The 19192-nt window shown below is 70.4% G+C and carries 19 protein-coding genes; 8 read left to right on the top strand and 11 right to left on the bottom strand.

Translation table 11 applies throughout. From position 1 onward, the window contains the following. Positions 1-56: 56 nt before the first annotated feature. From IEY88_RS41785 to zapE, 3 genes are all read right to left on the bottom strand, one after another. Positions 57-1652: an ABC-F family ATP-binding cassette domain-containing protein gene (locus tag IEY88_RS41785; RefSeq protein WP_189160447.1), complete on the bottom strand. Its 1596-nt coding sequence runs from the start codon at positions 1650-1652 to the stop codon at positions 57-59. Positions 1653-1700: 48 nt separating this feature from the next. Beyond that, entirely contained in the window at positions 1701-1946 is a 246-nt protein-coding gene (locus IEY88_RS41780; RefSeq protein ID WP_189160446.1) for a DUF3040 domain-containing protein, read from the bottom strand. Between the two features lie 123 nt (positions 1947-2069). Further along, a complete protein-coding gene (zapE, locus tag IEY88_RS41775) occupies positions 2070-3059 on the bottom strand; it encodes a cell division protein ZapE (RefSeq protein WP_189160445.1) in 990 nt (329 codons plus the stop codon). 66 nt (positions 3060-3125) lie between these two features. Here zapE and IEY88_RS41770 point away from each other — a divergent pair, with 66 nt between their 5' ends. Continuing rightward, complete coding sequence (locus IEY88_RS41770) at positions 3126-3779, top strand: dihydrofolate reductase family protein (protein ID WP_229694263.1); 654 nt, start codon at positions 3126-3128, stop codon at positions 3777-3779. Between the two features lie 17 nt (positions 3780-3796). Further along, positions 3797-4867: an ATP-dependent DNA ligase gene (locus IEY88_RS41765; protein ID WP_189160444.1), complete on the top strand. Its 1071-nt coding sequence runs from the start codon at positions 3797-3799 to the stop codon at positions 4865-4867. Here IEY88_RS41765 and IEY88_RS41760 read toward each other — a convergent pair. Beyond that, the gene (locus tag IEY88_RS41760) at positions 4864-5733 is read right to left on the bottom strand and encodes an EamA family transporter (RefSeq protein ID WP_229694262.1); all 870 of its coding nucleotides are present in this window, start codon (positions 5731-5733) and stop codon (positions 4864-4866) included. The genes IEY88_RS41765 and IEY88_RS41760 overlap by 4 nt on opposite strands. Before the next feature lie 179 nt (positions 5734-5912). Here IEY88_RS41760 and IEY88_RS41755 point away from each other — a divergent pair, with 179 nt between their 5' ends. After that, positions 5913-7415 (top strand): alpha/beta hydrolase, encoded by a 1503-nt coding sequence (locus IEY88_RS41755; RefSeq protein ID WP_229694261.1) that lies wholly within the window; start codon positions 5913-5915, stop codon positions 7413-7415. Positions 7416-7797: 382 nt separating this feature from the next. Here the strand turns inward: IEY88_RS41755 and IEY88_RS41750 are convergent, their stop codons facing one another. The 5 genes from IEY88_RS41750 to IEY88_RS41730 all read right to left on the bottom strand — a co-directional run bounded on the left by IEY88_RS41750 (position 7798) and on the right by IEY88_RS41730 (position 11316). Beyond that, positions 7798-8487: a DUF6319 family protein gene (locus IEY88_RS41750; protein WP_189160441.1), complete on the bottom strand. Its 690-nt coding sequence runs from the start codon at positions 8485-8487 to the stop codon at positions 7798-7800. Positions 8488-8603: 116 nt separating this feature from the next. After that, positions 8604-8822, bottom strand: coding sequence for a DUF8847 domain-containing protein (locus tag IEY88_RS41745; RefSeq protein ID WP_189160440.1), 219 nt, complete (start codon positions 8820-8822; stop codon positions 8604-8606). 77 nt (positions 8823-8899) lie between these two features. Further along, a complete protein-coding gene (locus IEY88_RS41740; RefSeq protein ID WP_189160439.1) occupies positions 8900-9706 on the bottom strand; it encodes an aminoglycoside phosphotransferase family protein in 807 nt (268 codons plus the stop codon). Further along, positions 9706-10707 (bottom strand): non-homologous end-joining DNA ligase, encoded by a 1002-nt coding sequence (gene ligD, locus IEY88_RS41735; RefSeq protein WP_189160438.1) that lies wholly within the window; start codon positions 10705-10707, stop codon positions 9706-9708. The genes IEY88_RS41740 and ligD overlap by 1 nt, the downstream gene beginning before the upstream one ends. Positions 10708-10716: 9 nt before the next feature. Then, complete coding sequence (locus tag IEY88_RS41730; protein ID WP_189160437.1) at positions 10717-11316, bottom strand: TetR/AcrR family transcriptional regulator; 600 nt, start codon at positions 11314-11316, stop codon at positions 10717-10719. A 40-nt stretch (positions 11317-11356) separates the two neighbouring features. Here IEY88_RS41730 and IEY88_RS41725 point away from each other — a divergent pair, with 40 nt between their 5' ends. Genes IEY88_RS41725 through IEY88_RS41710 form a run of 4 tightly spaced genes read left to right on the top strand, consistent with a single transcriptional unit; the run spans position 11357 to position 15000 of the window. Continuing rightward, positions 11357-12502: an acyl-CoA dehydrogenase family protein gene (locus tag IEY88_RS41725; RefSeq protein ID WP_189160436.1), complete on the top strand. Its 1146-nt coding sequence runs from the start codon at positions 11357-11359 to the stop codon at positions 12500-12502. A 10-nt stretch (positions 12503-12512) separates the two neighbouring features. Next, positions 12513-13682, top strand: a complete 1170-nt coding sequence (locus IEY88_RS41720) for an acyl-CoA dehydrogenase family protein (protein WP_189160435.1) — start codon at positions 12513-12515, stop codon at positions 13680-13682. Between the two features lie 15 nt (positions 13683-13697). Continuing rightward, complete coding sequence (locus IEY88_RS41715) at positions 13698-14420, top strand: MaoC/PaaZ C-terminal domain-containing protein (RefSeq protein WP_229694260.1); 723 nt, start codon at positions 13698-13700, stop codon at positions 14418-14420. Between the two features lie 19 nt (positions 14421-14439). Next, positions 14440-15000, top strand: coding sequence for a helix-turn-helix transcriptional regulator (locus tag IEY88_RS41710; RefSeq protein WP_189160433.1), 561 nt, complete (start codon positions 14440-14442; stop codon positions 14998-15000). Here the strand turns inward: IEY88_RS41710 and IEY88_RS44725 are convergent. After that, positions 14997-16712 (bottom strand): helix-turn-helix domain-containing protein, encoded by a 1716-nt coding sequence (locus IEY88_RS44725; protein WP_229694259.1) that lies wholly within the window; start codon positions 16710-16712, stop codon positions 14997-14999. The genes IEY88_RS41710 and IEY88_RS44725 overlap by 4 nt on opposite strands. 442 nt (positions 16713-17154) lie before the next feature. Between IEY88_RS44725 and IEY88_RS41700 the strand changes: the two genes are divergently transcribed. Next, on the top strand, positions 17155-17538 hold the full coding sequence (locus IEY88_RS41700) for an SsgA family sporulation/cell division regulator (RefSeq protein WP_189160432.1): 384 nt from the start codon (positions 17155-17157) through the stop codon (positions 17536-17538). Here IEY88_RS41700 and IEY88_RS41695 read toward each other — a convergent pair. Beyond that, positions 17530-18795: a hypothetical protein gene (locus IEY88_RS41695; RefSeq protein WP_189160431.1), complete on the bottom strand. Its 1266-nt coding sequence runs from the start codon at positions 18793-18795 to the stop codon at positions 17530-17532. The genes IEY88_RS41700 and IEY88_RS41695 overlap by 9 nt on opposite strands. Between the last annotated feature and the right edge of the window lie 397 nt (positions 18796-19192).

Genomic DNA, 19192 nt, shown 5'->3' with positions numbered 1-19192 from the left:
CGACGGGCACCCGCCCATCAGCCGCGTTCAGTCACCAACCTCATGACCAAGTACACCTAGGTCCAGACCGGTTCGTCCACTTCGGACACCCTGCCGTCCGCCCGGAAGTGCAGGAACCGGTCGAACGACTTCGCGAACCACCGGTCGTGCGTGACCGCGACGACCGTGCCCTCGAAGTCGTTCAGCGCGTTCTGCAACGCCTCCGCCGACGCTAGGTCGAGGTTGTCCGTCGGCTCGTCGAGCAGCAGCAGCGTCGCCCCGGACAGCTCCAGCAGCAGGATCTGGAACCGTGCCTGCTGGCCGCCGGAGAGGTTCTCGAACCGCTGGTCGCCCGCCTTGTCGAGCCCGTAACGACCCAGCACGGACATCGCGGCACCGCGCTCCTTGCCTGGCCGCTGCCCCTCGCCGTGCCACAGGATGTCGACGAGCGTGCGGCCGATCCACTCCGGGTGCTCGTGCGTCTGCGCGAACAGGCCCGCCACGACCCGTGCGCCGAGCTTCCACTTGCCGGTGGTCCGCACGTCGTCGCCGCCGAGCAGCCGCAGGAAGTGGCTCTTGCCGGAGCCGTTCGCGCCCAGCACCGCGACCCGGTCGCCGAAGAAGATCTCCAGGGAGAACGGCTCCATCAGCCCGCTCAGCTCCAGCTGCTCGCACGTGATCGCGCGAACGCCCGTGCGACCGCCCTTGAGCCTCGGCATGACCTTCTCGTCCTGAGGGATCTCCGGCGGCGGGCCCGCCTGCTCGTACCGTTGGAGGCGCGCGGCCATGACCCGGTACTTCTGGGCCATCACCTCAGAGGACTTGGCCAGCTGCTGCAGCGAGCGGACGAGCTCCTTGAGCCGCTCGTGCTCCTCGTTCCAGCGCCGGTGATCTTCCAGCAGCCTGTCGATGCGTTTCGCTCGAGCGCCGTGCCACGTCCCGAACGAGCCGGCGTGCGTCCACGCGGTGTGCGCCTCGACCGTGACGACGTGCGTGGCGGCGTTGGCCAGCAACTCGCGGTCGTGGCTGACGACGAGCACGGCCTTGTCAGTGGCTTTCAGCCGTTCTTCCAGCCAGCGCTTGCCGGGGACGTCGAGGTAGTTGTCGGGCTCGTCGAGCAGCAGGACCTGCTCGTGGCCGCGCAGCAGCGTTTCGAGGACCAGGCGTTTCTGCTCACCGCCGGAGAGCGTGCGCACCTCGCGGAAGCGGGCCCGGTCGTAGGGCAGGCCGAGTGCGGCGACGGAGACGGTGTCCCAGAGGACCTCGACGTCGTACCCGCCGGCCTCGCCGTAGGTGGTGAGGGCGTTCGCGTACCGCATCTGGGCGGCTTCGTCGTCGACTTCCATCAGCGCGAGCTCGGCGTCGTCGAGCTCCTTCGCCGCGCGCCGCAGCGCTTCGGGGGCGACCGACAGCAACAGGTCGCGCACCAGGCTGTCGTCGCGGACCGAGCCGATGAACTGCGGCATCACCGCGAGCCCGCCCTGCACGTGCACGCTGCCCTGCTTCGGGCTGAGCTCACCCGACAGGATCCGTTGCAGCGTCGTCTTGCCGGCACCGTTCGCGCCGACGAGCGCGACCACGGTCCCGCCGCTCACCTTGAACGAGACGTCGCGGAACAGCTCCCTGCCGTCAGGCAGGGTGTACGCGAGCCCGTTCGCTTCCAGATAACCCACGCCGGAGATCGTCCGGGTTCGCCGGGTCCCGGCGCCAGTCAGTTTCGGTCAGCGCAGGCGGAGCGGGTACCTGCGGAGCACCAGCACGCTGGCGGTGACGAGCAGGCACTGGAACGCGGGGCCGAACGCGCCGATCACCGTCAGCAACACCGCGAGGCCGCCGAAGACGATCAGGAGGGCGTAGAACAGCCAGGGGCGCACCTGGCGGTTCATCGTGCGGGCGAGTCTCGGCTCGTCCGCGAGCAGCCGCTGTTCGATCTCCTGGAGCGAGCGGCGTTCGGCTTCACTGAGCATCGGTGCCTCCGGAGGACGTCGGGACGTCATCATTCCCGCCCGTCACCCAGTGGATACTCGAACGCCGCTGTAGTCAAACTCGCTTCAGCCGGATCTCACGCCGTTGCCGGAACGCCGGCCCGCTCAGCGGCTCAGCGCGACGAGCCGGGAGACCGCGCGGAGGTACTTCTTGCGGTACCCGCCGCGCAGCATCTCCTCGGTGAACAGGTCCGAGAGCGGCTGCCCCGACACGGCGACCCGGATGTCGCGGTCGTAGAGCCGGTCGCCGAACGCCACGAGCCGCAGCCCGACGCTCTGGTCCGGCGCGGGCTTGACGTCCTTGAGGTGCACCGCGGTGACGCCGTCGAGCATCCGCCCGTACTTCGAGGGGTGGATGCGGGCGAGCGCCCTGCACAGGTCGTCGAAGTCGTCGAGCGTCGAGCCCTCGGTGTTGGAGGCTCTGACGACCAGTTCGGTGTCCGACATCGGTGCCGGGGCGTCCGGCAGGCCGCGGTGGCGGTAGTCGGGGCCGTCGACGCGCACGACGTCGAACTTCGACGACATCGACTGGATCTCGCGCAGGAAGTCGGCGGCGGCGAAGCGCCCTTCGCCGAGCTTGTCCGGCAGCGTGTTCGACGTGGCGGCGACGTGGACGCCCGCCGCCATCAGTTCCTTGATCAACCGGGTGACGAGCATCGTGTCGCCGGGGTCGTCGAGCTCGAACTCGTCGATCGCGAGCAGCTTGTGGCCCGAGAGCCGCTTCACGGCCTCGGGAAACGTCAGGACGCCGACCATGTTCGTCAGCTCGACGAACGTGCCGTACGCCTTCGGACCCGGCACGGCGTGCCAGAGCGACGCGAGCAGGTGGGTCTTGCCGACGCCGAAGCCGCCGTCGAGGTAGAGGCCGAGCTTGCCCGCGTCCTCGTCCTTGGAGCCGAAGAGCGACCACTTCTTCCGCTTGACGCTGACCCGCGCGGCGAACAGGCGGCCGGCCTCGACGGCGGCGGCCTGGCTCGGCTCGTCCGGGTTCGGAATGTAGGTGTCGAAGCTGACGGTGTCGAACCTCGGTGGCGGCACCAGGCTCTCGATCAGTTCGTCGGCACCGATCTGGGGATCCCGGTCGGACAAGCGCATGCCCGCACCTTATCGGCGTGATGGGATGGCTCGGTGGAGATGTTGTGGCCCTCACCGGGCGTTGAGATGACCGACACAGCCCTCGCGTCGCTGTACGGCTATCCGCGGGACCGCGCGTGGGTGACGGCGAACTTCGTGTCCAGCGTGGACGGTGCGGTGTCGGTCGACGGCCGGTCCGCCGGGCTGGGGTCACCGGCCGACCGGCAGATCTACCTGCTCGGGCGCGAGCTCGCCGACGTCGTGCTGGTCGGCGCCACGACCGTGCTGACCGAGGGCTACCGGGGTGCGCGGCGCGCCCGGCCGTTGCCGATCGCCGTGGTGACGGGGCGCGGGTCGCTCACGCCGGACCTGCCGCTGTTCACCGACACCGCCGTGCCGCCGATCGTGATCACGACCGAGGCCGCCCGGATGCCCGCGCTGCCGGCCGAGGTGGTCATCGCCGGGGAGACCGAGGTCGATCTGAAGGTCGCGGTCGCCGAGCTCGCGGCGCGCGGGTTGCGGCACGTCGACCTCGAAGGCGGGCCGCGGTTGTTCGGGTCGATGGTGGCCGAGGGGCTGGTGGACGCGTTGAACCTGACGGTCGCGCCGGTACTCGCGGTGGGTGATGCGGCGCGGATCGCGCACGGCCCGGTGGTCCCGCCCGTGGACCTCGCGCTGGCGTCGGTGCTGCGCGCGGACGACGTCCTGTTGTTGCGCTATCAGCGGCGGAATTCCAGCTGAGGAGGCAGGATGTGCAGGTGACAATTGCGGACCTACCCGTGACGCCACCTCTGCAGCCGATGCTCGCCACCGCGGTGGACGGGATCCCGGACGACGCGAACCTGTTCTTCGAACCGAAGTGGGACGGGTTCCGGTGCGTCGTGTTCCGCTCCGGCGACGAGGTGCTGCTGCAGTCGCGCAGCGGGAAGCCGCTCAACCGGTACTTCCCGGAGGTCGTCGCGTCGATGCTCGACGTGCTGCCCGACCGGGTGGTGGTCGACGGCGAGCTGGTGGTCGCGAAGAACGACGAGCTGGACTTCGACGCGTTGTCCGAGCGCATCCACCCGGCGGCCTCGCGGGTGACGATGCTGTCCGAGTCCACACCGGCCACGTTCGTGGCGTTCGACCTGCTGGCACTCGGGTCCGAGGTGCTGCTGGAGTCGCCGACGATCGCGCGGCGCGAGGCGTTGCTGGAGCTGCCGGGGCTGAACGTGACGCCCGCGACGACGTCCGTCGAGACGGCGCGGCAGTGGTTCACGCTGTTCGAGGGCGCGGGGCTCGACGGCGTGATGGGCAAGCCGTCGGACGGGCCGTACACGCCCGGCAAGCGTTCGATGATCAAGGTGAAGCACGCGCGCACGGCCGACGTGGTGCTCGCCGGGTTGCGCTGGCACAAGGACACCGAGCCCGGCACGGCCGTCGGCTCGTTGCTGCTCGGGGTCTACGACTCCCAGGACCTGTTGCACCACATCGGGGTCTGCGGGTCGTTCAAGGCGGCCGAACGCCGTGAGCTGGCGGCCGAGCTGGCACCGTTGATCACCACGGGCGACCACCCGTGGGCGGATCCCCAGCCAGGGCAACGGATTCCCGGCGAGATCAACCGGTGGCGCGGCAAGCAGGCCGAGTACGTGGCGTTGCGTCCCGAACGGGTGCTGGAGATCCACTACACCCAGACCGAGGGTGAGCAGCCGGTGCGGCTGCGGCACAACGGCCAGTTCGCGCGGTGGCGGCCGGACCGCGAGCCGTTGTCGTGCCGCTACGACCAGCTGGAGATCCCGGCCAGGTACGACGTGGCGTCGGTGCTGAAGGGCGAGCTCCGGGCCCGTTAGACGTCGGGCTTGGCCGAGCGCGTCGCACCGACCGACGCGATCACGACGCAGCAGACGGCGACCCACTGCGCCGGTGCGAGGTGCTCGCCGAGCAGCAGCAGGCCCGCGACCGCGGCGACCGCCGGTTCCATCGACATCAGGATCCCGAACACGCGCGGCGGCATGCGGCGCAACGCCTCCAGCTCCAGCGAGTACGGGACGACCGACGACATCAGGGCGACCGCGAACCCCGCCGCGAGCACCAGCGGGTCGAGCATCGCCGTGCCGGCCGAGCCGACGCCGAACGGCAGCGCGATCACCGCCCCGACCACCATCGCGAGCGCGAGGCCCTTGCCGTCGGTCGTCTGGCTGCCGAGCTTGGCCGTCACCAGGATGTAGGCCGCCCAGCACGCGCCCGCCGCGAGCGCGAACAGCACGCCCGTCCACAACAGACCGCCCTGGACACCCGTGAGCAGCACCACCCCGGTGCCCGCGAGCAGCACCCACACGGCGTCGATCCAGCGCCGCGACCCCGCGACGGCCACCGCGAGCGGCCCGAGGAACTCGATCGTGACGGCCGCGCCGAGCGGGATGCGGGCGAGCGCCGCGTAGAAGCAGAGGTTCATCACGGCGAGCACGGCGCCGTAGACGACGACCGTGAGGAGCGTGCGGCGGTCGAGCCTGAGCGACGGCCGCCAGATCGCGACGAGGACGAGCGCGGCCATGACCAGGCGCAACGTCACCGTGCCCGCCGCACCCGCGACCGTGAACAGTTGCTTCGCGAACGCCGCGCCGACCTGCACGCTGACGATGCCGAGCAGCACCAGCGCCGTCGGCGGGACGCCGCCCATCAGGCGGGCGACGGGCAGCCGATCAGCGTGATCCATGCACCCATCCTGACTCACAGTGTCCATCCATATGACGGGCAAGCCCCGTGGTGAGTCAGGGCACAAAACCGGTGCCCTGACTCACCACGCATTTACCTGGTCCGTGCGAGGCTCAGGCTCCCGGTATGTGAACGAGAGTGAGGAAATCTGTGCGTCGCGCTGCCTTGGCCCTACTGGCAGTGAGCGTGCTGACGGCGTGCAGCGCGGGTCCCTCGAACAGGCCGGTGATCGCGGTCAGGGGCGAGGAGAACCAGCCCGTCGACCAGAGCGCGCTCGCCGGGCCGCAGCCAGTGCCGCCGCTCGGCGAGTTCAAGACGGACTCGCTGCCGTGGTCGCCGTGCAACGAGCAGATGAAGGACCGTTTCGGCGCCGATGCTCCCCAGGGCGAACAGCAGTACGAATGCGCGCGCATGACCGTCGTGCTCGACCCGCCGGGACGTCCCGGGCGCGGCACGCTCGGCATCGCACTGACGCGCGTGGGCACCGGCAAGAGCGCACTGGTCGTGGTCAACGACCCCGGCGGCGAGCCCGGCACGCTGAAGGCCGCGCGGCTCGCGGCGGCGTTGCCGAAGGAGCTCCTCAGCACGTTCACGATCATCGGCATGGACAGGCGCGGCACGGGCCGTTCGGACGGCATGTCGTGCGTGCCCCCGGCCACGCGCGCACAGCTGGTCGAGTACGACCCGGCCGAGCCCGAGCAGTCGAATCTCGTGGTCGCCGCGGGCGAGGCGTCGCAGGAGTGCGTCCTAGACCTCGAAGGCAGGCTGACCGCGTTCGACTCGTGGCGCGCGGCCGCAGACCTAGAACGCCTCCGCGACTACCTGGGCACCGACCGCCTCAACGCCATCGGCATGGGCGAGGGCTCGCGCGTCGTCACGACCTACGCCCAGCGCTACCCTAACCGCATCGGCCGCACCGTCCTCGACGGTGCCCCGGACCCGACGCTCGACCAGGTCGGCGTCCTGGAGTCGCGCGCCGTGGCAGCGGAGGCGACGTTCGACGCGTTCGCCCGCGACTGCAAGACCCGCGGCTGTGCCCTGGCGAACCCGCGCGAGGACGTGAAGGCCCTCCTCACCCAGCTGCGCACCGAACGCGTGCGCGGCGAGTACGTGGACCTGACTCCGGGCTCCGCCCTGAACGCGATCCTGGCGGGCCTCGCGGACCGCGGTAAGTGGCCCGCGTTGGCCGACGCCGTGGTCAAGGCGCGCGCAGGCGACGGCAGCGGCCTGTTCACCCTGCTCGACCCGCTGGTCAACGACCTGGACGAGAACCCACCGCGCTTCGACGCGGGCCTGATCGTCGGCTGCAACGACACCGCCACCCGCATCCCACCGGACCGGGTGAAGGCCCTCACCGCCGACTGGCAGTCGAAGCACGCCATGTTCGGCGCCGTGTTCGCCCGCATGCTGCTGCACTGCAACCCGTTCCCGCCGCCCAAGGCCGAGAAGGTCGACGCCCTGAAGAGCGCGCCGCCGATCGTGGTCCTGAGCACGGCCAACGACCCCTCCACCCCCGCACCCGGCACCGAGCACACGGCGCAGCGGCTGCCGGGGTCGGCGTTGATCGGGTGGCAGGGCAGCGGGCACGGGGCTTTGACGCTGTCGGGGTGCGCGACCACGGCGGTGCGCGACTACCTGATCGACGCGAAGGTGCCGTCGAACGGCACCGTCTGCCCGCCCTGATCCGCGAGGCGTTCGAGCACGGCCGAGGCAGTGACCGCGCGCTTTCGCAGAGGTCCCCCCGAACCGGGAACCCCTGCATCTCAACGTACTCAGAGGGTCTGACAGAAACCGTCCGGACATGTCGCGGGGAGCCTCTCGCGTGACCACGACGCGACGAGGCTCCCCGCCCGAATCTTCGTGTCAGCAGCTCGAACAACAGCCGCAGCCGGGACCCGTGCACCCGGAACAGCACCCACACGTACCCATCAGGGCCTCCCCGTCCTAAGCCGGACCAGCGCGGGACATCCGCGCACCCCACGGTCCGCCCCGGCACCAGCCCTGGGAACCCCTCTCACCCGAACGCGTGTGGACAACCACCGGGGCGTCGCAGCACGTGATCGCGCTATGCGCCCAGGTCGTCCAGGGCCTTCTGGGCTGCCTCCAGTTCGGCGCGCAACTGCTCCACCCGAGCGAGTTGCTGAGCACGCGCCGCGTTCAGCACGCCCTCGACGATCTCGGCGACCTCGGGCGTGAGCAGCTTCGAGGCCTGGGCCACGGCGGCCGGCGGCACCGGGGTCGGGCGGACCGCCCTGCGGGTGCCCTGCAGCACCTCCACGCTCCACTCGCCCTCGCCCGTCGTCACCAGCGTGATGGTGACCTCGGGGACGGCGGTCTTCGCGGCTGGCTTGCGCGCGGCGGGCTTCGGCGGTGGTGGCGCCTGCTCGACGGGTGCGGGCTTCGGCTTGGGGGCCGCGGGCTTCACCGGCGCCTCCGGGACGTAGGGATGGATGATCTCAGTCTCTCGCGGCGGCTCCGGTGGCGCAGGAGGCGGGGTCGCCGGTTTCTTGCGCGGCGGCGGCTTCTCGAGCGTCAACTCGGCCAGGGAGAACGACATCTCGTCCTTCGAGCCGGTGGGCCGGACTTGGATGAAGTCACCCTCCGGCGGATCCGTGACGGCCAGCAGCTTCGCCGACCTGCCCTCCTCCATGCCGACCGCGGCCGCCGTGAACCACACCATCGGCTGAGTGCCCTCGTCCAACTGCGCGCGCAGATCGGCGACGTCCTCCACCGACAGCCCGCTCTTCTTCGCCATCGCGCTGCCTCCCCAATCGAACACCTGTGCCCCAGCATGCCCTACACCCCCGACAATTCTGAGCACCGGGTGGGCAACAAGATCAACAACAGGGAGGACAGGCCGTGAGAGCGCTCTCAGGACTCCTCGGCGCGCTCGGCTTCTTCAGCGCGCAGCTGGTACTCGCACCCGTACTCGACCGCGTACGACAGGTCGTACACGTGCACGATCTTGGGGCCACCGTGCAGATGCACGTACGTCACGGTCTGCTTCGGGTCGTCGGGCGTGGACGGCAACGAGTCGACCCTGCCGTCGAGGGGACCGCCGACGTACCGCACTACATAGGGCTGAGGCATGGCGACCTCCTCTCGCGTTTCGTCCATTCTACGAGGTCGCCGACTAGATCCGTTCCCGATACAGCCGGTTGGCTCACTCACGCCCCGAACCACCGCACAGCGAGTTCGTCGAACGAGTCCCCATCAGGCATCTCACGCAGATACCACGGCATGTTGGAGTACACGTGCAACAGCGCGTAAGCCATCACGCGCCGAGGATCAGGCACCCGCCCGTACGCCTCCACCAACGCCCGCCAGCACTCACGGTCGCCTTTCGTCACGAACACCCCAACGCTGGCGAACTCGTACTCGAACGCCCCGCGCATGGCCGGCTCGAAGTCGAACAGCCCGGACAACACCCCGTTCCGCCGCAACAGATGCGCGCTCATCACCTCGGTGTGCAACAACACCGAAGACTCAGCACCGAGGTCCACCCCGTCGAGGAACGCCGGGATCCGCTCCAGCCACCGCGCGCCCAGCCCACGTTTCCGTTGCTGCTCAACGCACACCGCGCGCCGCTCCCCCACGAACGCCGCCCAGTCGACCGGCCCCAGCACAGCAGGTGGCTCGATCGCGTGCAACGCCTTCACCATCTCCCCGACCCGCACACTGACCTCGACGTCCGGCACCACGGGCTCCTCACCGTGCAGCCGCGACATCAGCACGTAGGCCCAGTCGTCGAGCAACCCGACGCCCCGCAACCGCGGCGTCGGCACCGGCAGCCTGCCGTGCACCGCTTCCATCACCGCGACCTCGGTCGACACCTCGGAGTGGTACTCCGGCGGGAACAGCTTCAGCACCAGGTCGTCGCCGATCGCGAAGACGGGCAGCGACCCGCCCTCGAACCGCACCACGTCCCCGCGCAGCCCCAGCCGGTCGCGGTAAGACTCGGCGTCCGGCTCCATCACTCCTGCTTGCGAGCGCGCGAGGGCTGCACCCGCAACGGCTCACCTGGCATCTTCGGGTAGTCCGGCGGGTACGGCATCTCCCCGCGAGGATCCGCCGCGTACCACTCCAGCAACGTCTCGATCCCGAACGCCTCGGAGTCCAGCCCGGCGTGCAGGTCGCCGCGCTCCTCCAAGCACTCCGGCACGGTCAGCACGTCGAAGTCATCCGGGTCCACGGTGGACAGTTCGTCCCACAGCACCGGCGTGGAGACGGTCGCACGAGGCGTGCCGCGCACCGACCAGGCCGAGGCGATCGTGCGGTCGCGGGCGGCCTGGTTGAAGTCGATGAAGACGCGCTCGCCGCGTTCTTCCTTCCACCAGGCCGAAGTGGCCAGTGACGGCGCCCGCTTCTCCACCTCGCGGGCCAGCGCGATCACGGCGTGCCGGACGTCGACGAAGTCCCACTCGGGACGGATCCGCACGGCCACGTGGATGCCGCGGCCGCCGGAGGTCTTGGGATAACCGGTCAAGCCCGCGTCGGCCAGGACCTCGCGCAGCACCAGCGCCACCCGCGCGGCGTCGGAGAAGTCCGTGCCCGGCTGGGGGTCCAGGTCGATGCGCAGCTCGTCCGGGTGGTCGACGTCGGAACGGCGGACCGGCCACGGGTGGAAGTCGAACGTGCCGAGGTTCGCGGCCCACACGATCACGGCCTCCGAGGTCGGGCAGATCTCGTCGGCGGGGCGGCCGGACGGGAACCGGACCTGCACCGTCTCCACGTACGAAGGGGCCCCCTTGGGGACGCGCTTCTGGTAGAACGCCTCGCCCTCGACGCCGTCGACGTAGCGCTTCAGCACCACGGGGCGGTCGCGCAGCACCGTCAGCAGGTACGGCGCCACGGTGCGGTAGTACTCGACCACCTGCCGCTTGGTGATGCCCCGCGCGGGGAAGTACGGCTTGTCCGGGTTGGACACCCGCACCAGCTGGTCACCGACCTCGAGCTCGATCGCCTTGGAAGCCACGTCGAAACCCTAAAGGCCGCGCACGAACGCCGCGAGCGCCAGCTCGAAGCTGTCGCGGTCCAGTTCGCGTGCCACGCCCGGCAGCAGGTGGGCGCGGTCGAGGTGCGGGTAGCGGTCGGTGTAGTCGGCCGGGTCCGAGGAGAAGCCGCTGGAGAACGAGCTCAGGGCCGAGCCGAACACGATGTACATCAGGCCCGCGGCGATCATCGTGGCCTCGCGGCGTGACCAGCCCGCGTCGACCAACGCGCCGTGCAGCAGGTCGAGGCGTTGCAGTGACTCGTCGCGGCCTGCTGGGCCGTAGGCGAGAAACGGCACGATGTTCGGGTGCGTCGACAACGCCGCACGGTACGAGCGCGCGCATCTGATCAGGCCCTCGCGCCAGTCCACGGAGAAGCCCGAGACGTCGACCGCCGACAGAACGGACGACGCGATGTCGTTCAGCAGCTGGTCCTTGGTGCGGACGTGCCCGTACAGCGACGCGGCCTGCACTCCGAGCGACGCGGCGAGCTTGCGCATCGACAGGCCGTCGAGGCCGTCTCGGTCGATGATGGCCAGGGCCACCGACCTGATGCGGTCGGGACTCAGCAGGGGGGTGCTCGGCCGGGGCATGTGGGTTAACCTAACACTGTTCGGTTAGTCGGGAGGGCCTGTGGATCTAACGCTTTCGGACGAACACCGGCAGCTCAGGGAGCTGGCCCGGCGGTTCACCGACGACCGCATCGTGCCGCACGCCCAGCGCTGGGACCGTGACGAGGCGATCGACCGGGACCTGGTCCCGGCGCTGGGCGAGGTCGGGTTCCTCGGGCTCGGCATCGACGAGCGCTACGGCGGGAGTGGCGGCGACAACCTCGCCTACTGCCTCGTCCTCGAGGAGATCGCGAGAGGTGACAGCGCGGTCCGGGGGATCATCTCCGTCTCGCTCGGCCTGGTCGCGAAGTCGATCGCGAAGCACGGCACCGAGGAGCAGAAGCAACGCTGGCTGCCCGGTCTCACCCAGGGCACCCAGCTCGGCTGTTTCGCCCTCACCGAGCCCGGCACCGGCAGCGACGCCGGCAGCCTCGTCACCAAGGCCGAGAAGACGGAAGACGGCTACCGGATCAACGGCCGCAAGGTCTTCATCACCAACGGCACGTGGGCCGACGTCGCGCTGGTGTTCGCCCGCACCGGCGGACCAGGCCCGAGAGGCATCTCGGCGTTCCTCGTGCCCACGGACACCAAGGGCTTCCAGGCCACCGAGATCAAGGGCAAGCTCGGCATGCGCGGCCAGGCGACGGCCGAGATCACGCTCGACGACGTCGACGTGCCCGAGGACGCCCTGCTCAGCACCGAGGGCTTCAAGCTCGCGATGGGGTCGCTCGACAAGGGCCGCATGTCCGTCGCCGCAGGCTGCGTCGGCGCCGCACGAGGTGCGCTGGAAGCCGCGTTGAAGTACGCCAAGGAACGCGAGCAGTTCGGCAAGCCCATCGCGGGCTTCCAGCTCGTGCAGGAACTCCTCGCGGACATGGCCGTCGAGACCGACGCCGCCCGGCTCCTGACGTGGCGCGTCGCCGACCTGGCCGACCGCGGCGAACCGTTCGGCACCGAGGCCAGCATGGCCAAACTCTACGCCAGCGAGGCCGCGGTCAGGGTCGCCAACAACGCCATCCAGGTCTTCGGCGGCTACGGCTACATCGACGAGTACCCGGTCGGCAAGTACCTGCGGGACACCCGCGTCACCACCCTCTACGAGGGCACCAGCCAGATCCAGAAACTGCTCATCGGTCGCGCGCTCACGGGCGTCAACGCGTTCATCTGAGAGGAAAGCAATGGACTTCACGCTCGACGAGGAGCAGAAGGAGATCCGCGACTGGGTGCGGACCTTCGTGCGCAAGGAGATCGTCCCGCTGGAGCCCGAGGTGCTGCGCCGCGAACGCGCGGGCCAGCCGGGCCTGCCCAAGGACGAGCTGAAGGCGTTGCAGGACAAGGCCAAGCAGGCCGGGTTCTTCGGTGTCCTCACTCCGCAGGAGTTCGGCGGCATGGGCCTCGGCGGGATGATGACCGCGCTCATCGAGGCCGAACTGGGCCGCAGCTTCGTCCCGTTCCGCTTCGGCGGCTACGCGGACAACATCCTGTTCCACGGCAACGAGGAGCAGAAGCAGCGCTACCTGCTGCCGACGATCTCCGGCGAACGGGTCTCGTGCTTCGCGATCACCGAGCCCGGCGCCGGCAGTGACGCCAAGGCCATCCGCACGACCGCCGTCCGGGACGGCGACGAGTGGGTCATCAACGGCGAGAAGACCTTCATCACGCAGGGCAACGAGGCCGACTTCGTCATGGTGTTCGCCGTGACGGACAAGGAGAAGGGCGCCGACGGCGGCGTCACGTGCTTCCTCGTCGACCGCGACATGGGCTGGAAGTCCGAGCCCATCCCGACCATGGGCCAGTGGGGCCCGGCGGCGCTGGTGTTCGACAACGTCCGCGTGCCGCACGAGAACATCCTCGGCGAGGAGGGCAGGGGCTTCCACCTCGCGATGCAGTGGATCGGCCAGGGCCGCTACCTGCTGCCCGCCCGCGCGCTCGGCAGCGTAGAGCGACTGGTCGAGATGGCGATCGAGCAGGCCAAGAACCGCGTCACGTTCGGCCAGCCCATCGCCGAGTACCAGGCCATCCAGTGGATGATCGCCGACTCCGCGGTCGAGATCGAGGCGCTGCGCTGGCTCGTGCTGCACGCCGCGTGGCTCGTCGACCAGAAGCAGGACTCGCGGCAGGCGCAGTCGATCGCGAAGCTCTACGGCGGCATCAAGGCCAACGAGATCGTCGACCGCGTCCTGCAGATCCACGGCGGCATGGGCTACACGCGTGAGCTGCCGATCGAGCGCTGGTACCGCGAACTGCGGCTGCTGCGCATCTACGAGGGCACCGACGAGATCCAGCGCCGCACGATCGCCCGCAACCTGCTCAAGGGCCACGCGAACGTCCGCGGCACGCTCGGCTAGCTCTATCTTGGGATGATGCTCGACCACGACATCCTCGGCGTCGTCGAACGACAGGTCCGCACCTGGTCGGCCGGCGACGCCGAGGTGTACGCGGCGGCGGCCGGCGGCTACTCCCCCGCGTTCGCGATCCCGTTGCTGCAGCACGGCGGCCCGCAGCTCGGCCTGACCGGCGCCGACATGACCCAGGTCCTGCACGCCGAACAGTCGTTGTGGCTGCACGGCAAGCTCCCGCCGCACGGCTCGACAGTCGTCACGAAGACGGTCACCGACATCTACGACAAAGGCTCCGGCGCTCTAGTCGTCAGCACGTGGGAGTCCGAGTTCGCGACCACGCGCTCGTCGTGCTTCATCAAGGGCGAGGGCGGCTTCGGCGGCGAACGCGGTGGGACGCGCGAGTTCACCGTCCCCGCCAAGCGCCACGAGATCAGCTACTTCAGGACGAGCCCGGACCAGGCGTTGCGCTACCGCGAGACCGGCGACGTGAACCCGATGCACCACGACCCCGAGTTCGCGCGAAGGGCCGGGTTCGCCGGCCCCATCCTGCACGGCCTGTGCACCCTCGGGATCACCGTGAGCGGCCTGGACTTCACCGAACTGCACGCCCGTTTCACCGCGCCCGTGACGCCCGGTGACGAGCTGCGGATCGAGCGCTGGCCGACCGGCGAGTTCCGCACGTTCGCGAACGACCGGCAGGTTCTCGTCGGATCGGTTCGGTTTTCCGAAGTGGACGACGGCTGAAATTTCGCACGATCGTGTCATGAGTAGTGCCCTGGCAACCGTGGACTCCGGAATCGAACCGGTGCGCGTGGCGGTGGAGTCCCGTGACCTGATCAGCGCGGCCGGCGTGACGCACCTGTTGAAGAACTCACCGCGCGTGCGAGTGGTCCAGGACCGCACGGACGCGCATGTGCTGCTGGCCCTGGTGAACGAGCTGTGCGCGCAACAGGCCGCACGGCTGCGCGCCTGTGGATCCGCCAGGATCGTGGTCATCGCCGCACGCGTGCACGACCTCACCCCGTCGATCGCGGCCCAGGCGGGGCTCGCGATCCCGTTGCGGCGAGCCGACGTCAACGCCGAACGCCTGATCAAGCTGCTCGTCGGCGGCCAAGCCGTGCAGGAACGCACACCGGTGCTCAACGACCGCGACCTGCAACTGCTGAAGCTGCTGGCCGACGGCGCCACGATCGCGGAGGTCGCCGCACGGTTGTTCTGCTCGGAACGGACCGTGAAGTACACGCTGCACCAACTGCTGGAACGGTTCGGGCTGCGCAACCGGGTGCACGCGGTGGCATGGGCGCTGCGCTCCGGCCTGCTCTAAGCGACCCCGAAAACGGAGGAGAGCTGCACTCGCCTGCTGATGCCGACCTTGCGGTACACACGGGTCAGATGCAGCTCGACCGCCCGTTGCGTCACGCCGAACCGTGCCGCGATCGCCCGATTGGTCTCTCCTTCCAGTACCAGCAAGACGATTCGCGACTCGTGCGGCGTCAGCCTGTCCCACGCCGCCCCGCGCAACGGCCGGTGCGGCCGGTCCAGCGCCGCCCTCGCCTGGTCCGCCAGCTCGGCCGCCCCGGCGCGTTCGGCGTCGGCCAGCGCGGCCCGGGCGGCCCCGAGAGCGAGGTGCATGCGGGCGCGCTGGTGCACCAACAGCGTGCAGGCCCACACCGGGGGCAACGATCCCGTGTAACCGAGTCGCACCAACATCTCCCGCGCCTCGCCGGGCCGTCCAGCGTCCACACAGGACGCCACGAACGCCGCCGCCCCGAGCGCCACACACCCCCGCGACGGTGACGCCTGGGCGAGGTCCCGCATCAGCCGGGCGACCTCGGCGTGGTCACCGCCCGCCCGGTGCGCCCACATCTCCAGCGCGGTCAGCCAGTCCCGTTCCGCGCCGACGAGCCGAGTCCGCAGTTGTGGCGCGAGATCCAGCACCAGGCGTTCGGAACCTCGTCGCAACAGGCCGAGGCCGGTGAGAGCGAGCTGGGGCCCGCTCCCCGGAAGCTCACGCAGCACCCGTTCGGGATCCTCCGGGACGACCGGGGGAACCGCGCAGCCGAGCAGGTCCTCGTCGCACTGCCAGTCGAGCACCACCGCGTCGAACCACTCCCCCGCGACGGCCCGCTGCCGGACGAGCTCGTCGGCCCGGGGCGCGATCCCGCACCGCAGGTGCAGCTCCGCCATCGCCACGGCCACGCGCTCCGCGATCTCCCCGTCCAGCGGCTCGCGCAGAGCGGCCCGCAGGCACCTCGCCGCCTGTTCCGGCCGCCCGGCCGCGCGATGCACCCGCGCCGCGTCGTGCAGCACCGGCGCCACCCACGACGCCCCGACGGGTTCCGCGCGGGCCACCACGTGCTCGGCGACGACGGCCGGCGGATCGCAACGCCGGTGCAGAACCTGGGCGGCGGCGCCGTGCAGGACCTCCCGCGACTCGGGCGTCATCTCGTGCCGGATCGCGTGGCCCAGCGCCGGCGACCGCACGCGCATCGGCTCACCGACGGCGAGACGCGCGTCGACGAGGCGTTCGAACGCGGCCAGGGTGCGGAACGAGCCCATCCCGGCGACCTCGCACAGCACGTCCAGTGACGCACTCCCCAGCACCGCCAGCGCGCGGGCGACCGCCACCGCGTCGGCATCCAGCACCTCCCAGCCACGCCGCACGGCCCGCAGCAGGCGCGGCAACCGCAGTCTGGGCAGCAGCGCCGGCAGCGACCCCAGGTCCGTGACGACGTCCAGCACGTCGCTCACCACCCCGGGAGCACCGCCGCTGTACTCCAGGCACAGCGCGGCCAGCTCCGGCGGGACCTCGACGTCGAACCGCCGCCGGACCATCTCCGCGACCTCAACGGCACCGATCGGCCGCAACGGCACGCGCACGGCGTCCACGACCGCCAGGACGTCCGGATCACAATCCCCGGCGAGCAGCACCGCGCCCCGGAATCGCGCCAGCCGATCGGCCTCTTGCTCGCTGAGCCGTTCGACGTCGTCCACGACGAGGACCGTGTGGCGGTCGACACCGCTGAGCGCGCGCATTCCCCGAACCGGCCTCAACCCGCTGCGCACCGCGATTGAAGACGCAACGGACAGCAATGCACTTTTACCCATACCAGTTGCACCATGCACAACGCACGAGCGAGCGCCACCGCTGAGCGCCTCCGTCAGGACGGCGATCTCCCGCTCCCTGCCCACGAGCAAACTGCCTGCGTGGCGCTGTGCGCTGCCGACGAGGCCGGGGCGAAGTGGGGCGACCATGCCGTCCAGCAAATCGCGCGCGGCCCGGCGGGACCATGCAGAAGCACCGGCAGAAGTTCCGCAGGTCTGCCCCTTCGCACAGCACCACCGGCCGAAGCACCCACCGAGAACGCGAAAACTGTTCGACCAATCAATTGGCAATCATCAGATGGCTTCGTGAACCAATTCGGTGCCCATTACGTCATTCCTCTTGTAACCAAGGCGAACACTTCAGGGAGTTCCGATGCGGGTCGCGTCACGCACAGTCCTCGACTTCGTCCGGTCCGACGGCTCCACCGCGCCGGTCGAGACCGAGATGCTCTACCGGTCGGAAGACCCCTTCGCGGTGACGATGAGGTTTCGCGTCGGGGACTCCGCCGCCACCTGGGTGATGGGCAGGGACCTGCTCACCGAGGGCCTGAGCAGGAGAGCGGGTGACGGTGACGTCCGGTTGCGGCCGCACTCGAGCCGGGTGCTGGTGCTGGAGCTCGTCTCCGACCGGCACCGGACGGTGCTGCGGGTACCGGCGGGCACGCTGCGCAAGTTCCTCGACGCCACCAACCGGCTCGTGCCTCCCGGCACGGAGCGGTTCGACGCCGACGCCTTCCTGAGCACCGTCCTACGCTGACAGGCCGAGCACCTCCGCGAGGTCGTGCTGCAGCCTGGCCATGCCCGGCGACTCGTAGCCCTCGCTCTCGGCCAGCGCCCGCACCCGGTGCCGCACGGCGGCGTCGTGGTCGCCCACGCGGTCGCAGAGGCCGGCGATCTCGATCAGCACGGCCACCTTGGTCTCCGGGTCGGACAGCGACTCCACGGCGCCGGCCAGCTGGTTCCGCGCCTCGGCCAACCGCCCCGCGGCGACCAGCGCGCGACCACGGGTGTGCCCGGCCATCGACAGCAGGTTCGCCGAGCCCCGCCCCAGCAGTTCCTCGGCCTCCGCCACCACGTTCAACGCCTCGTCGTGCTCCCCCGCTCCGGCCAAGGCGTCGGCCAGGCGCAACACGAGCTGGGCGGCGTTCTCCAGCGCCACGCCGCGGTCGCTCCCCCGCAACGCGCGTTCCTGCTCGACGCACGCCCGGTGCGTCTCGACAGCCTCGTCGAACCTGCCCTGCCGTTGCTGCAACACACCCAGGTACGACATCGTCAGCACCACGTTCATCGGCTCGTGCGCCTCGCGGAACAGTTCGGCGGCACGCCTGGCGTGGACCACGCCCGCCGCAGGATCCCCGTCGCGGCTCTCGATGGCGGCCCGGTAGTAGTGCGACCACGCCGTCTCCGCCAGCGAGCCGCACCGCTGAGCCACCCGCAACGCCTGACGGTGCCACCGCTTGGCCTGAGGCAGGTTCGTGTGCCGCGCCACGTAGACCCAGACGACGAAGTTGAGCTGCTGGGCCTGCTTCTCCCACTCGCCCAGCGCGCCCGCCGCGGCGACGCCCGCCGTGTACACCTCCAGCCACAGCTCACCGGTGCCGCGGTGGTCGGAGTACCAGTGCATCGCCTTCGCCAGCGCCAGCACGCGTTCGTGCGCGCCGTCGGCGACGGCCTCCCGGAACGCGCCACGCCAGTTCACCCGCTCGTCGGACAGCCATCTGTCCGCACCGGCGAGGTCCGACGCGCCCTGGTCACCGGGCACGAACGCGGACGCGGACCGGGTCGCGGTGTCCAGCAGCCAGTCGCGTGTGCGCAGGCGATGTGTCTCCACGTCGGGTTCGTCGCTGTGCAGCCGCTCGCGCGCGTAGTCACGGATCAGGTCGTGGAACGAGTACCGGCCGGGCGCGTCCGGGCGGAGGAGGCTCGCGTCGACGAGGTCCTCCAGCACCGTCTCGGCGTCGTCGATCCCGGCGGCCACCGCGGCGAGCGCGACGGACGTGTCCGGGCCGTGCACCAGCGCGAGCCGGCGGAAGAGCGTCGCGGCCTCGGGCGTGAGCAGGCGGTAGGACAGTTCGAACGCGGTGCGGACTGGACGTCACCGGTCGCGAGCACACCGAGGCGCGCGCGTTCGTCGGAGAGGGGTGCTCGGCGAGGTGCCGCAGCGGCGACGTGGTGCGGCCCGCGATGGCGAGGGCCAGCGGCACCCCGCCGCACAGGGTCGCCACCCGGTCCGCCGCCTCCCGGTCGGCCGCGATCCGGCCGGCCCCCGCGGTCGCGGCGAGCAACGCGACGGCGCCGTCGTGCCGCAGCGGGCCGAGGTCGAGCCGGTGCCGGCAGGCCAGGCCCGCCAGGACGTAGCGGCTGGTCACGACCACGAGCGAACCGGGACCGGCGGCCAGCAGCGGCCGGAC

It is taken from the genome of Lentzea pudingi, assembly GCF_014646255.1.
Lineage (GTDB): Bacteria > Actinomycetota > Actinomycetes > Mycobacteriales > Pseudonocardiaceae > Lentzea > Lentzea pudingi.
The sequence above is the reverse complement of the archived record's forward strand: the minus strand, read 5'-3'. Positions and strand labels throughout refer to the sequence as shown.